Raw genomic sequence first — 14,509 nt, 5'->3', positions numbered from 1 at the left:
GTGGCGGGCGGGGCGCTCACCGTGCTGTGCGCGACCGGCGCACTGATGTGCGCCCGGCGCGCGGCGGAGCACGTGCCCGCCCGGGTGTTGCGCGCCCAGTGCCGGCTCGCTTTCCGGGTGACCGCCGCGCTGTACGCACTCGACCTGCGGAACGCCCGCTCGCTGGCCGGGAGCGTCCATCACCGCCGCCGTACCCGCCGGTGGCGGCTGCCGCAGCCCCGGGGCCGGGCGCTGCTCGTCCCTTGGCTCGATCTGACCGCGCTGCTGCGCGCCCCGAGCCGGCTGCCGGGCGCGCCGCTGTGGTCGGCGACGGGCGTCGTACTGCTGGCTCTGGCGGCCAGGGCCGACGCCCGCGAAGCAGCCGTACTGCTCGGTCTCACGGCGCTGTACGCGGGCTACCTCGGGGCGCTCCGCGCGTGCGAAGGCGCCCGAGCGGACGGCGACGACCCCCGCCGCGCCTCCCAACTCCCCTGGCCTCACGCCTCCTTGGCGCTGCACCACGCGCTTGTGCCCGCGCTGCTCTGCGGGTTGGGCGCGGCCGCCGGACTGCTCGGCTGCGCGCTGCTCGGCCTGTGGCATCCGAAGCTGCCGCTGCTGCTCGCCGGGGTGCCGGCCTTCGTGGGGGCGGCGCTGGTGACGGCCTACCGGGGGCCGTCACCGCCGGTGGGCGTGAGCGGGGTGGCCGGGGTGCTGCTGTGGAACGCGCGCGGTCCGCTGGTCGTCCTGGCGCTCGCCGCGCCCGCGTACCCGAACGGCGGCGGGCTCGGCGCGCCGGCCTGGCTGGCGCTGCTGGGCTGCCTGGCGCTGGGGTGGGCGCGACGCCTGGCGGCCCTCGGCGCGCGGCCGACGCCACACGCCGGCGTGAGCGGCACCGGCCGGCGCCGTTAGGGCGTGCGGCGGATCCGTCCCCGAACGGTCGGGGCTGGCCGCGCGCGGTGATTGGCGCGAGACTGAGCGTCAGTTGAGTCCAACGGAAGAGGGTGCGGATGTCGGGGGCTGCGATCGAGCTGAGGGACAGTGACCGGGCGGAGGTGGAGGGCCTGTTGGCGCGCGCCGTCGAGGAGGAGGTGCGGCGCTCCGGCGGGGTGACGGACGGCGCGGTGCTCTACTCCAGAGCCCGCGCGTCGCTCCCGGAGATGACGGGGCGCGCCGCGGAGGAGTACGCGGCCTACGTCAGGGCGGCGGATTCCACGACCGCCGGCCGCCTCGCCGAGCGGTTCACCGGCCGCGCGCTGGGACCGGCGATCGGCGCGGTGCTCGCCGCGGGCGTGGCGATCCTGCTGTTCGACCGGGAGCACGGTTTCGGCAGCGCGATGGGCGCGGCGGCCGTGGTGGCGGTCGTCGGGGTGCTCGGCGCGCTCGCCCAGATCCTCCTCGCCCATCTGTGGGCGGCGCAGAACGGCGCCGGCGCCCGCAACCAGCCCGGCGGGGTCGAGCAGTTGCGACTGGCCTGGCTGACCGCGCTCGACGTGCGCGGCGTACGGCCGTACCTGGAGCAGCAGCGGCTGGTCGCGCCCCGGGTGATGCCCGGGCAGCGCGGCGGCTCGGGCGGCGGCACCCAGCGCCGGGCGCAGCCCAAGCTTCGCGGGCGGGACCGCAGCGGAGAGGCGAAGCGCCGCAACGCGCTGGAGCAGTCGTTCCGCCATCTGCCCACGCCCGACGCGGTGTTCGCGGGGCGGCGGGAGGCCATGGGGCAGATCGCCCAGTGGGTGCACCAGGCCAGGGCGAGCACGAAGACGCAGCCGACGGTGGTCGTACTGCACGGCCGACCGGGCGCCGGGCGCAGCGCGTTGGCCGTGCGCGCCGCACACGAGCTGAAGGACCAGTTCCGCGGTGCCTGCGTCGTCGACCTGCGCGGTGACACCCGCGAGGGCAACCGGCTTTCCACCAGGGAGGCGCTGCTCCACCTGCTGAACCGGCTCGGCGCGCCGCGCGAGCAACTGCTCTTCCGCGGCGGCTCGGACGACGACTCCGCCGCCGGCGAGCAGCAGTTGCGCAGGCTGTCCGACCTCTACCAGCGCACGCTCACCGGGGTGCCGGTCACCGTCGTGCTGGAGGACGCCACGGATGCGGCGCAGGTGGCCGCGCTGGTGCCGGAGCGCTCGGACAGCCTGGTGCTCGTCACCACCACCGAGCCGCTGGAACTGCCGGACGACCTCGCGGCCTGGGTGCACCGGCTGGAGGTCGGCGCGCTGGACGCCGTCGGCGCCGAGGAGGTGCTTCGCGCGGCGGCGACGGCCGCCGCCGAGAGCGACGGGCGCACCCCCGAGGGCCGAACCCCCGACGGGCGCACCCCGCAGGCGCCGTACGACGCGGCCGCCTACGACAGGGTCGCCGAGCTGTGCGGCGGGCTGCCGTTCGCCCTGCGCCTGGCGGGCTCGGCGATGCACGGCGACCGTACGGCGGCCACCGTCGCCGCCGACCTCGCGGCCTACGGCCCGGACGACGCCCTCGACCCCGTACAGCGCGCGCTCACCCTGCGGTACGCGGACCAGGAAGAGCCGGGGCGCCGGCTGCTGCGCCGACTGGCGCTGGCCGGGCGGGCGAGCCTGGGGGCCGCCGCGGGGGCGGCGCTTCTGGCCACCGACGAGCGGGAGGCGGCCCGTCGGCTGGAGGGCCTGGCGACGGCCGGGCTGATCCAGCACGTACGCGGCAACCGCTACCGACTGCACGGCCTGGTAAGGCACTTCGCGCTCGCCAGACTGCTGGACGAGGAGGCCGCCGAGGAGCGGGGCGCGGCCCAGGAGCGGTTGATCCGCTCGTACGCGGAGCTGGCCGACACCGTGATCCGCATGGTCGACGGCAAGACGTCCACCCGGGCCAACCAGTTCGGCGGGCACGGCTTCCGTTCGCTGGAGTCCGCGCTGCGCTGGCTGGACGACGAGTCGAGCTTCATCACGGCGGCGCTGCGGCACGCCGACGAGAGCGTCGACCAGGCCGCCGTCTCCCACCTGCTGGGCGCGCTGTGCGACTACTGCCTGCTGCGCGGCGACCTCTACCGGCTGGGCGAGCTGAACGACCTGGCGCAGGCCGTGGACCGGGGCCTGCTCACTCGTTCGGTGCAGTGGCGTACCGGTGTCGCGGCCCGGCAGCTCGGTGAACTCGACCAGTCCCACAGCACGTTGGCCTCGGCGGTCAACCTCTACCTGGAGGCCGAGCATCCGGCCGGCGCCGCCCGCACGCTGCGCGAGCTGGGCGTCACCCTGCACCACCAGGGGCAGTTGGCCGAGGCGGCGGGCAAGCTGCGGCAGGCGCTCGACCTGCAGACCGGCGACGCGCTGCGCGGCGACCGGGCGTGGACGCTGCACGCCCTCGCCGCCGTGCAGCGGGACCGCGGGCGGATCAACGAGGCGCTGGGCATGCTCAGGGAGTCGCTGGCGCTGCACGAGGAGAGCGAGAGTCTGCACGGCCAGGCCTGGGCGCACTACCAGCTCGGTCAGACGCTGCTGCGCGTCGGCGACCTCACCAGCGCCGAGGCGGAGTTGCACCAGGCGCTGGAGGACTACCGGCGCACCCAGGACGGTCGCGGCCAGGCGTGGGCGCAGACCCAGCTGGCCCGGGCGCGGCTGTACGGCGGGGAGGCCGCCGAGGCGGTGGAGGAGCTGCACGCGGCGCTCGGCCGGCACCGGGAGAGCGAGGACGCGCGCGGCGAGGCCTGGACGCTGTACTACCTGGGTCTGGCGCTGGAGGAGGACGGCGACCGGGACAGCGCGGTACAGGAGCTGGAACGCGCCCGGGCGAGCTTCAGCCGGATGCGGGACGTGTACGGGCTGGCCTGCGCCCGCCACCACCTGGGCCGGGTGACCCGCGACCAGCGGGCCGCGCGCACCGGCAACCTGCACAACAGCGGCTTCGCCCGTCAGCTGCTGCAGGACGCCCGTACCGACTTCCAGCGGGTCGGGGTGGCGCACCACGAGGCGTGGTCGTGTCTGGAGCTGGCGGTGATCGACGCGGGGAACGGCAAGCTCGCCCAGGCCCTCGACCTCACCGACGACGCCCTGCGGCTCTTCACGGGCGCCGGCGCCGCTGACGCGGCGAAGGGCGGGCGCGCCCCGGATCTGCGGGGCGCGGACTGGGCGCGCTTCCTGCGCTGCACCCTGCTGCCCTTCGCCTCGCCGGGCGGGGCGGTGGTGGGAGTCGCGGTCGCCCAGGAGGAATTGGCGCAGCTGCTGCGCGAGCGCCATCCGGCCAGGGACCACGTGCTGACAGAGAGCGCCGAGGCGTACGCGCTGATGCTGGAGCGCGGCGTCGAGTCGGAGGACGGTTGGCAGGCGTGGGACCTGGGAATGGTCCCGACCCGGCAGGCCAGGGACGTGATCGCGACCGGGGCCGTCTGAGCCGCTGGGGACCGGGAGACGCGCCGGGGCGCGGCCAGTCGGCCGCGCCCCGGTTCTCTGCTCACCGCCGTCCGGTGCCGCTACCGGCACCGGACGTCGCTCACTTGGTGCGGTAGGCGTCGATGATGGTCTGGGTCGTGGCGTTGCCCTTCTTGTCCACGATCTTGGCCCGGAAGGAGACGGACTTGCCGGCCTTCGGGTTCTTGACCTTCACCTTGCCCTTGCTGACGGTGAGCTTCTTCCAGCTCTTGCCGCCGTTGACGCTGACCTCGACCTTGAGCGACTTCAGGTTCTTGCCTGCGGCCGAACCCTGCACCTTGACCGGGACGCTCAGCGTCTTGCCGGCCTTGGCCCGGCTGTCCAGGCCGAGCTTCGGGGCGTAGCGGACGGCGGACGCCGCCAGCTTGGTGTCGCTCTTGGTGCGCGCCGAGGTGAAGCTGATGGAGCTGGTCACCTTGGTGGACACGGTGGCCACACCGCTGCGGGTGACCGTCGTCACCAGGCGGTAGTCGGCCTTGCCCTTGGGCAGCTTGAACTCGACGAAGTCCAGGACGTCCTTCTCGACCTTGTAGACCTTGCCGTTGCGGTACAGGGTCGTCTTGCCCGACTTGTACTCGCTGCCGCCGTAGTGGCCGGCGCCGTCGGCCAGCGGGTTGGTGGCGCCGTAGAGCAGGTTGCCGTCACGCCACAGACCGTCGTACTTCTTCAGCAGCGGACCGTACACACCGGTGTTGAAGGTGTTGGTGTAGGACTTGCCGGCGGTGTACACCCGCTCGTCGCTGTCGTAGTACGCCTCGCCCTCGTCCTTGCGGACCTGGACGAAGGACTGGCTCCAGGCGGTCTTCTTGTCGGCGCGGACGTGGACCGTGACGGTCTTCGGCAGCTTGCGCCCGATGCCCGTCGCGGACGAGGTGGTCGTCGGCGCGGTGAACAGGTAGCCGTGGCGCTTGCCGACGGAGGAGCCCATCCGCGTGGTGATCTTGGCCAGCTGGCTCTTCTTCGTGTCCAGCTTCAGACCGTTGTAGAGGCTGCCCTTGCGGGAGTGGGCGACGTGGTACTCGTTGTCACCGCGCGTGTGCAACGACTGGGCGGTGGCGGTCATGGTGTAGCCGGCCGGGGTCTTGCCGACCTGCGCGGTACGCAGACCAGCGTCGACACCGAAGGAGCTGCCGTTGTAGAACGACTTGCTCTCGATGTCGTAACCGACCGCGATCATGGCCGGCTTGGCCTTCTTGTCCGGCACGGTCATGTTGATCGGCTTGGTCTTGCGGGAGTCGTGCGTGATCGCGGTCTTCTTGGTGAGGTTCACCACCGGCGAGACGAGCCAGTCGTAGCCCTTGCTGCCGTCCTTGCCGATCGGCATCGCCGTCTCGACCGTGTAACGGCCCTTGGGGAGGCGCATCTTGTTGACGCCCGTCTCACTGTCGAGGAAGATCCACTCTTCCTCGCTCGTGATCACCGCCATCCACTCCTTGGCCGGCTTGCCGTCCCGGCCGATCGGGCGGACCGTCAGGTCGTAGGACTCCGGCTCGCGGTTGACGGCCGCCGCGGTGCGCACGGTCTGGCCGCCGCCGGTCGCGGTGACGAACATGCTGTAGGCGCCGTCGCGCTTGCCGCCGTGGGTGGTGTCGGCGGTCAGCGGGACCGAGGCGGTGCCGCCGGCCGGGACCGTCACCTGACGCGCGCCCAGCGAGAACATCGCCTTCGGGGCCGCCTTGCCGGTCGGGCCGTGCGTCTCGGTGGCCAGGTTGAGCGTGACGTCCTTGGTACCGAGGTTCCGGTAGGTCAGGTCGCGGTTGACCGGCTTGTCGTCGTGGTGCGGCCACCGGGTGGTGCCGAAGCTCACCGACGGGGTCTCCGCGATCACCGTCTGCCGGGTGGCGCGGGCGACGTCGAGCCGGCCGGAGCCCTGCTGGACGGCGCTGAAGCCGGCGCTGAGCTTGGTGGAGCTGGTCAGCGCGGCCTTGATGCGCTCGCCGCTCCAGTCCGGGTTCTGCTGGGCGAGCAGCGCGGCGGCGCCGGCGACGTGCGGGGTGGCCATCGAGGTGCCCGAGATCGCCACGTAGCCGTCGGCGACGCGGGTGCCCTCCCGCTCGATCTCGCTGCCCTTGGCCGCCGCGGCGCCGATGTCCACGCCGGGCGCGGTCATGTCGGGCTTGAGGTGGCCGTCGCCGGTGCGCAGGCCGATCGAGGAGAAATCGGCGATCTTGTCGCGGCGGTCGACCGCGCCGACGGTCAGCGCGGCGTCGGCGCTACCCGGCGAGGAGATGGTGCCCTTGCCCGGGCCCTCGTTGCCGGCGGCGATGACAAACAGCGCGCCGCTCTTCGCGGACAGCCGGTTGACGGCCTCCTCCATCGGGTCGATGCCCGGGAGGTCGTAGCCGCCGAGGCTGAGGTTGACGACCTTCGCGCCGCGCGCGACGGCCCACTCCATGCCCTCGATGATGCCGGAGTCCATGCCGAAGCCGCTGTCGTCGAGGACCTTGGCGTTGATCAGCTGGGCCTTCGGGGCGACGCCCTTGAAACGGCCCTTGGACTTGGCGCCGCTGCCGGCGGCGGTGGAGGCGACGTGCGTGCCGTGGCCCTGGCGGTCGCGGGTGCTGCCGGAGCCGCTGAAGTCACGGGCGGCGACGACCTTGCCGGCACCCAGGTCGGGGTGCGAGGTGTCGATGCCGGTGTCCAGGACGGCGATGCGGACGCCGTCGCCCTCGTAGCCGGCCTGCCAGACCTTCGGGGCGCCGACACGCGCGACGCTCTTGTCCAGAGCGACCTTGCGGACACGGTCGAGCGAGACGGTCTCCACGCCCGAACCGCCGGTCAGGGCCTTCCAGGCGGCGGAGGCGTCGTCCTCGGCGACGGTGACGGCCTCGCCGTTCACCGCGTCGAGGGAGGCGCGGACCTCCGGGTCGGCGGCGGCCCGCAGCCGGTTCTTCGCGGCCGGGCTCTTGCCCTTGTAGGTGACGATGAACGGCACACCGGTGCCGGCCACCGCACGGTACTGCTTGCGCTTCAGCTCGGTGACGTCGAACAGCGCGATGTCGACCTTGCCCGCCGCGATGTACCGCTGGGCGTCGGCCGGGATGACGTAGGTGCGCTTGCCTATCCGCCTGGTCTGGACGGGTATGTTCTCGCGCCCCTCGGCACGTATGTAACCGGCGATCTTGCCGCGCGGGCCGACCAGGACGCGGTCGCCCGTGATGAGCGTCACGCTCTGGACCTTCGCGGCCTTCTCGGCGTTGCTCGGCAGCTCGACCGGCGTCGCACCGGCCTTCCAGCCCGCCCCTGCGGACTCCGGCGCGGCCATGCCGACCGTCAGCGTGACGGCCGTCGCCACTGCCACCGCGGACACGCAGGCAGCACCGATTCTGGATTTACTTGTCAACTTTCCCCCAGGTGAGGTCATTCACCAGTGATGAGGAGGGCGGTCAGTACCCTCGTTGCGGCAAGTATGCCTGCCGCGGGGGAGGTTGATGTCACAGAACTGCCACAACAGCGGCCGGGCCCGTCACCTGGGGAACCCCGGGGAACGGCGCTCCGGCCCGGGCCCTCGACACCGCCGCGCGGGGTCGGTCCGAGGGCCGGGTGGGTCAGGAGTCCTCGCGGCCGCCGCCGGTCGCGGCACCCGGCTCGGAGACCGGGAACTCACGCCCCCGCACCGCCTCCATGCGACGCGTCATGGAACGCATCAGCCACCACACCGCCAGACCCATGACCGCGAAGACGAGGAAGCCGAGCACGCCGGGCGTCACCTTGTTCTTGTCGAACGTGTCGGCGAGAAGAACAAGGTCAGCGGCGTGTGCGAAGGTCACCGAGGTAGTCATGGCATCAATTGTCGCGGATGCCTGCGAAGAGGTCGTCCTCGGGGAGGGACGTCTCGACGAGCGACTTGGCCAGCTCGTACTCCTCCGTCGGCCAGACCTCCTGCTGGACCTCCATCGGCACCCGGAACCAGCCGCCGTCCGGATCGATCTGCGTGGCGTGCGCGATGAGCGCCTTGTCCCGCAGCGGGAAGAAGTCGGCGCACGGCACGTACGTCGTCAGCTCGCGGTCCTTGCGCTGGAACTCGTCCCACCGCTGCAGCCACTCCCCGTACGGCGACTCGAGACCGCGCTCGAGCATCGCGTCGTGCAGCGCCTGGGTGCGCGGCCGGTTGAAGCCCTGGTTGTAGTAGAGCTTGAGCGGACGCCACGGCTCCCCGGCCTCCGGGTAGCGGTCCGGGTCGGCGGCGGCGTCGAAGGCCACCATGCTGATCCGGTGGGTCATGATGTGGTCCGGGTGCGGGTAGCCGCCGTTCTCGTCGTACGTGGTGATCACGTGCGGACGGAACTCGCGGATCAGCTTCACCAGCGCCCCGGCGGCCTCCTCCACGTCCTGGAGCGCGAAGCAGCCCTCGGGCAGCGGCGGCAGCGGGTCGCCCTCGGGCAGGCCCGAGTCCACGAAGCCGAGCCACGCCTGGCGCACCCCCAGGATCTCCCGGGCCTCGTCCATCTCCTTGCGGCGGACCTCGTGGATGTTCGCCTCGATGTAGGCGTCCCCCTGGAGCTTGGGGTTGAGGATGGAGCCCCGCTCGCCGCCCGTGCACGTGGCGACGAGTACGTCCACTCCCTCCGAAACGTACTTGGCCATGGTCGCCGCGCCCTTGCTCGACTCGTCGTCGGGGTGGGCGTGCACGGCCATGAGTCGCAGCTGCTCTGTCAAGACAGTCAAGACGGGTCCTCGGTAAGGTGTCGCGGAAGACGGCTTCTATAGTGACCGATGAGTGTGGGGATATATTCCTTCATCCCACTGACAGTCCGCACTCGCGTTCCGCTCACCGGCCGGTTCCGGGGCGGGCCGCGCCGCACCACCGCCGAGGACGTGACCGACGTGAGCCAGGCCGACTCCCGGGGCGACAGTGCCGACAGCGCCCCCCAGTCGCCGCCCCCCGGCCGTTACGGCGACACCGCCGCCCGGGACGCCCGCGCGGACCGCCGGTTGAAGATCCTCGGCGCGGTGCTCGGTACGGCCTTCCTCGCCATGATCGGCTGGTTCGGCTACTCGCACATCTCTTCCGGCAACGAGATCAGCGCCGAGCTGATCAAGTTCCAGATCACCTCCGACGAGGAGGTGCGCGCCCATCTGGAGGTCCGCAAGGGCGAGTCGGTGACGGGAGTGTGCACCGTGCGCGCACTGACCACCGACAAGGCCGAGGTGGGCCGCCGCGAGTTCACCTTCGACCAGCCTGTGAAGCGGCTGGACGAGATCGTCTCGATCCGCACCACTGCGCGCGCCGGCTCGGCGCAGCTCATCGGCTGCCGCCCCGCCGACCACTGACGGCGGCCACGGACAACGGCCACGGACAGTGGCCGGACCGACACTTCCTGCTGCACCTTCTTCCGTTTTACGCTGGAATTGTTAAGCTCGATGTTTCGCCCGCCCGGGAGGACCGCAACCTTCAGGGCAGGGCGTTGCTTTATATCCCGAGTACTTGCAAGGAGCACCTGTGACCCAGACCAGCGACAACGTCACCTGGCTCACCCAGGAGGCGTACGACCAGCTCAAGGCCGAGCTGGACTACCTGTCGGGTCCCGCACGTACCGAGATCGCGAAGAAGATCGAGGCGGCCCGTGAAGAGGGCGACCTGCGGGAGAACGGCGGCTACCACGCCGCCAAGGAGGAGCAGGGCAAGCAGGAGCTGCGGGTGCGGCAGCTACAGCAGCTCCTTGAGCGCGCGAGGGTCGGTGAAACCCCCGCCGACGACGGCGTGGTGGAGCCCGGCATGGTCGTGACCATCGCCTTCGACGGCGACCCGGACGACACCCTGACCTTCCTGCTCGGCTCGCGGGAGTACGCCAGCTCCGAGGTGGAGACGTACTCCCCGCAGTCCCCCCTGGGCCAGGGCGTCAACGGCAAGAAGGTCGGCGACGAGGCCGAGTACGAGCTGCCGAACGGCAAGCAGGCCTCGGTGAAGATCCTGGAGGCCAAGCCGTACGGCGGCTGAGGCGGTCGGCACACGTGACGAGGGGCCGGGCGACCGCGTTGACGCGGCGCCCGGCCCCTCGGGTGTGGTGAGACGTCCGTCAGGCGCGGACGACGGGGACCTTGTGGATCTCCGCGGTGGCGTACAGGCTGTCGATGACCTCCCCCTGCATGCCCAGGAGCATCGGATAGACGCTGATCCGGCGGGTCCGCTGGCGGCCGAGGGAGCCCCGGTAGGCGAACTCGAACGGCGCGAGGCGCTGGCCGGCCGTGCCGAACTTGTCGGAGTGGGCCCGGTCCACATAGCGCACGGCCAGGGTGCTGAGCCCGTGCGAGAGCTGCTCGAGAATCCAGCCGCGACCCGGCACACCGATCAGCACGCGGCTGTATCTGGCCAGTTCGGATTTGATCACGTCGTGGACGGCCACCTTCGCCACGTCCACCAGACGGAGCTCGGTCACCTCGTCCCAGCTGCGGTTGTGGCCGTCGAAGCCGATGTCGTCCGGGCCGATGCGCAGCGCGCCCAGGCCGTCCAGCAGCCTCAACGGCTTCTCTATCCCCGCCGGCGCCTTGGGATGCCGGCTGAGTACCGATCCGATCGAGAACTCCCACACCTCGGTGGCGGGCACGCTCGGCGGCGGATACGCGTCGAGGGTCTTCCACAGCCACTCATCGGCGTTGAGCAGCGCCTCGTCGTCGTCGCGCCACCGCTTGATCCGATCCTTCATGGTTCCCCCCGGGGTCTGCCCGACGGATGCGGGCAGACCCCAGTGTGGCGGATCAGGCGGCCGCGCGGCGGTACTTGCGCACCGCCAGGGTCCGGAAGACCACGATGATCAGCAGCGAGTACAGCACCGAGGCGAGCACCGGGTTCTGCATCGGCCAGGCGTCCGGCGCCACGTAGCCGGGCGGAAGGTTGCCGAACAATTCACGGGCCGCCTGCACGGTCGCGCTGAACGGGTTCCACTGGGCGATCGTGGCCAGGAAGTTCGGCATGTTCTCCGACGGCACGAACGCCACCGAGACGAACGTCAGCGGGAACAGCCAGATCAGGCCGCCGGAGGTGGCCGCCTCGGGCGTCCGCACGGTCAGACCGATCAGCGCGCCGATCCAGGTGAAGGCGTAGCCGAGGAGCAGCAGCAGGCCGAAGCCGGCGAGCATCTTCGGGAAGCCCTCGTGGGCCCGCCAGCCCACCAGCACCGCCACCACGGCCAGTACGACGAGAGTGAGCGCCGTCTGCACCGCGTCGGCGAGCGTGCGGCCGGTGAGCACCGCGCCGCGTGACATCGGCAGGGAGCGGAAGCGGTCGATCAGACCCTTGTGCATGTCCTCCGCGATGCCAGCGCCGGCGCCCGCCGTGGCGAACGTGACGGTCTGGGCGAAGATGCCGGCCATCAGGAACTCGCGGTATCCCTCGGCGCTCAGGCCCTGACCCGGGACGCTGATCGAGCCGCCGAAGACGTAGCTGAACAGCACCACGAACATGATCGGCTGGATCAGTCCGAAGATCACGATCTCCGGGATGCGCATCATGCGGATCAGGTTGCGCCGGGCGACGATCAACGAGTCGTTGACCGACTGGGAGATGCCGCCTCTGCCGCTGGGCGCGACCGGCGCGCCCTGGGCCGGTTCCTTGGTCGTCGTCGTGGTCACTTCTTCCCCGCCTTCGCGGCCGCGCCGGCCTTCTTCTCGCTCTTCTCGCCCGTGCCGCCGTCCTCGTCGTCCCCGTTCGAGGTCTCCTCCTCGGCGGCGTGGCCGGTGAGGGAGATGAACACGTCGTCCAGGGTCGGGCGGCGCAGACCGATGTCGTCGATCTCGATGCCGCGCCCGTCGAGGTCGCGGATGACCTCGGCGAGGAGCTTGGCGCCGCCGGTGACGGGCACGGTAAGTCGGCGGGTGTGCTGCTCGACGGTGACCTCGCCGCCGTCGACGGCGTGCGCCCGCAGCAGCTCCTCCGCCGTGCCGATGTGGTCGCGTTCGCGGACGACGACCTCCACCCGCTCGCCGCCGGTCTGCGCCTTGAGCTGGTCGGAGGTGCCGCGTGCGATGACGCGGCCGTGGTCGACGACGCAGATGTCGTCGGCCAGGTGGTCGGCCTCCTCCAGGTACTGCGTGGTCAGCAGCAGCGTGGTGCCGCCGGCGACCAGCTCCTGGATGACCTCCCACAGCGCCTGCCGGTTCCGCGGGTCGAGGCCGGTCGTCGGCTCGTCCATGAACATCACCGGCGGGCTGACCACCAGCGCGGCGGCCAGGTCCAGTCGGCGGCGCATACCGCCGGAGTACGTCTTCGCGGTGCGGTCGGCGGCCTCGGCCAGGTTGAAGCGCTCCAGCAGCTCGTCCGCCCGGCGACGGGCGTCCTTGGCCTTCAACTGGTAGAGCTGGCCGACCATCTGGAGGTTCTCGCGGCCGGTCAGGTACTCGTCGACGGCCGCGAACTGGCCGGAGAGCCCGATCCGCCGCCGCACCTCGTTCGGATGTTCCAGCACGTCGACGCCCGCCACGAACGCCTTGCCCTGGTCAGGTCTCAGGAGTGTGGTGAGCACTCGGACCGTTGTCGTCTTTCCCGCGCCGTTCGGGCCGAGCAGCCCGAGCACGGTGCCTTCCGGGACGTCGAGATCGACGCCGTCCAGAGCCCTTACGTCACCGAAGTTCTTGACCAGGCCTTCGGCGTAGATGGCGCCTGGCATGAGGGATCTCCCAAGGGGTTGGTCGTGATGTGGGAATCGTATGGTCGCGCCGGCGACACGGCATCCGGGTTTCCCCGTCACCGCCAGCGTAGCGTGTCGCGATGTATCGCGTTACCGGGTCTTCCGGGGTGCCTCGAAGTGCTTCCCACCGCGCACTCCCGTGACCGTCCGGTCCGACCGCCTCCGGCACGCCCGTCCCGGCACGGCGGCGGCCGGCGTGCCGGGACGGGACGGGATGTCCTCGGGCTGACTCAGCCCATCACCCGGTAGCCGGCGCCGCGCAGCGCGGACTGCACCTGGAGGCAGTGCTCCGGACCCTTCGTCTCCAGATGCAGCTCCACCTCCGCCTCGGTGAGCCCCAGACGCGGATCCGTCCTGACGTGACTCACGTCCAGGACGTTAGCGTCCGCCACTGACAACTCGGCCAGGAGCGCGGCGAGCGCCCCGGGCCGGTCGTTCAGCCGCAGCCGCAGCGAGAGGTAGCGGCCCGCCGCCGCCATGCCGTGCCGCAGCGTCCGCTGCAGCACCAGCGGGTCGACGTTGCCGCCCGACAGCACCGCGACCAGCGGCCCCTCGAACGCCTTCGGCCGGCTGAGCAGCGCCGCCACCGGGCTCGCACCCGCCGGCTCGACCACCAGCTTCGCCCGCTCCAGGCAGAGCAGCAGCGCGCTCGACAGCGCGTCCTCGGAGACGGTCACCACCTCGTCGACCATCCGGTGCACGATCTCGAACGGCACGTCCCCCGGCCGCCCGACCTTGATGCCGTCGGCCATCGTCGCCACCGACTCCAGCGACACCGGGTGCCCTGCCGCGAGCGAGGGCGGATACGCCGCCGCGCCCTCGGCCTGCACACCCACCACCCGCACGTCGGGACGCAGCGACTTCACCGCGAGCGCGATACCGGCGGCCAGGCCGCCGCCGCCCACACCCACCAGGATCGTGCGCACCTCCGGGCACTGCTCCAGGATCTCCAGACCCACCGTGCCCTGGCCGGCCACCACGTCCGGGTGGTCGAAGGGGTGGATGAACACCGCGCCCGTCCGCTCCGCGTACTCCTGCGCGGCGGCCAGCGACTCGTCCACGACCTGGCCGTGCAGCCGGACGTCCGCGCCGTAGTCGCGGGTCGCCGCCAGCTTCGGCAGCGGCGCGCCGACCGGCATGAACACCGTCGACCGCACCCCGAGCAGCGAGGCCGCCAGCGCGACGCCCTGCGCGTGGTTGCCCGCGCTGGCCGCGACCACGCCGCGCGCCCGCTCCTCCGCGTCGAGCGCCGCGATGCGCACGTACGCGCCGCGGATCTTGAACGAGCCGGTGCGCTGCAGGTTCTCGCACTTGAGGTGCACCGGCGAACCGACCAGCTCGGTCAGATGACGGCTGCCCTCCATCGCCGTCACCCGGGCGACTCCGGACAGCGCCTTGTGGGCGCGGGATACGTCCTCGACGCTGAGGACACGTGCACTGGGTAGCATGCCGCCAGTCTGGCAGCCGACTGTGCACACCGCCCAGTGCCCCCGCTCCCCCATCGGC

10 protein-coding genes and 1 pseudogene are annotated in these 14,509 nt (G+C 71.7%); 4 read left to right on the top strand and 7 right to left on the bottom strand.

Annotated features, from left to right (window positions below; all coding sequences use genetic code 11):
* Positions 1 to 888: pseudogene (locus FNX44_RS28015) on the top strand (hypothetical protein); the annotation flags it as partial.
* A 98-nt stretch (positions 889 to 986) separates the two neighbouring features.
* Complete coding sequence (locus FNX44_RS14330) at positions 987 to 4,337, top strand: tetratricopeptide repeat protein (protein WP_173019191.1); 3,351 nt, start codon at positions 987 to 989, stop codon at positions 4,335 to 4,337.
* Between the two features lie 100 nt (positions 4,338 to 4,437).
* Here FNX44_RS14330 and FNX44_RS14325 read toward each other — a convergent pair whose 3' ends face one another.
* The 3 genes from FNX44_RS14325 to mca form a co-directional block, all read right to left on the bottom strand.
* Entirely contained in the window at positions 4,438 to 7,686 is a 3,249-nt protein-coding gene (locus tag FNX44_RS14325) for a S8 family serine peptidase (RefSeq protein ID WP_323369343.1), read from the bottom strand.
* Positions 7,687 to 7,924: 238 nt separating this feature from the next.
* Positions 7,925 to 8,158 (bottom strand): hypothetical protein, encoded by a 234-nt coding sequence (locus FNX44_RS14320; protein WP_143648612.1) that lies wholly within the window; start codon positions 8,156 to 8,158, stop codon positions 7,925 to 7,927.
* A 4-nt stretch (positions 8,159 to 8,162) separates the two neighbouring features.
* Positions 8,163 to 9,035, bottom strand: a complete 873-nt coding sequence (gene mca / locus FNX44_RS14315; protein ID WP_143648614.1) for a mycothiol conjugate amidase Mca — start codon at positions 9,033 to 9,035, stop codon at positions 8,163 to 8,165.
* Between the two features lie 57 nt (positions 9,036 to 9,092).
* Between mca and FNX44_RS14310 the strand changes: the two genes are divergently transcribed.
* A complete protein-coding gene (locus FNX44_RS14310; RefSeq protein ID WP_143648611.1) occupies positions 9,093 to 9,650 on the top strand; it encodes a DUF4307 domain-containing protein in 558 nt (185 codons plus the stop codon).
* Between the two features lie 169 nt (positions 9,651 to 9,819).
* Positions 9,820 to 10,317: a transcription elongation factor GreA gene (gene greA, locus FNX44_RS14305; protein ID WP_143648610.1), complete on the top strand. Its 498-nt coding sequence runs from the start codon at positions 9,820 to 9,822 to the stop codon at positions 10,315 to 10,317.
* Between the two features lie 79 nt (positions 10,318 to 10,396).
* Here greA and FNX44_RS14300 read toward each other — a convergent pair whose 3' ends face one another.
* The 4 genes from FNX44_RS14300 to ilvA all read right to left on the bottom strand — a co-directional run bounded on the left by FNX44_RS14300 (position 10,397) and on the right by ilvA (position 14,451).
* Complete coding sequence (locus FNX44_RS14300) at positions 10,397 to 11,023, bottom strand: hypothetical protein (RefSeq protein WP_143648609.1); 627 nt, start codon at positions 11,021 to 11,023, stop codon at positions 10,397 to 10,399.
* Positions 11,024 to 11,075: 52 nt separating this feature from the next.
* Positions 11,076 to 11,948, bottom strand: a complete 873-nt coding sequence (locus FNX44_RS14295) for an ABC transporter permease (protein WP_143648608.1) — start codon at positions 11,946 to 11,948, stop codon at positions 11,076 to 11,078.
* Positions 11,945 to 12,982: an ATP-binding cassette domain-containing protein gene (locus FNX44_RS14290; RefSeq protein WP_143648607.1), complete on the bottom strand. Its 1,038-nt coding sequence runs from the start codon at positions 12,980 to 12,982 to the stop codon at positions 11,945 to 11,947. Before FNX44_RS14290 ends, FNX44_RS14295 begins: the two co-directional genes overlap by 4 nt.
* Positions 12,983 to 13,233: 251 nt before the next feature.
* The gene (gene ilvA / locus FNX44_RS14285) at positions 13,234 to 14,451 is read right to left on the bottom strand and encodes a threonine ammonia-lyase (RefSeq protein WP_143648606.1); all 1,218 of its coding nucleotides are present in this window, start codon (positions 14,449 to 14,451) and stop codon (positions 13,234 to 13,236) included.
* Positions 14,452 to 14,509: the final 58 nt, after the last annotated feature.

The organism is Streptomyces alkaliterrae (assembly GCF_007097205.2).
Taxonomy (GTDB): Bacteria; Actinomycetota; Actinomycetes; order Streptomycetales; family Streptomycetaceae; genus Streptomyces; species Streptomyces alkaliterrae.
Note: the sequence above shows the minus strand (reverse complement) of the source record. Positions and strands in the feature narration are given on the sequence as shown.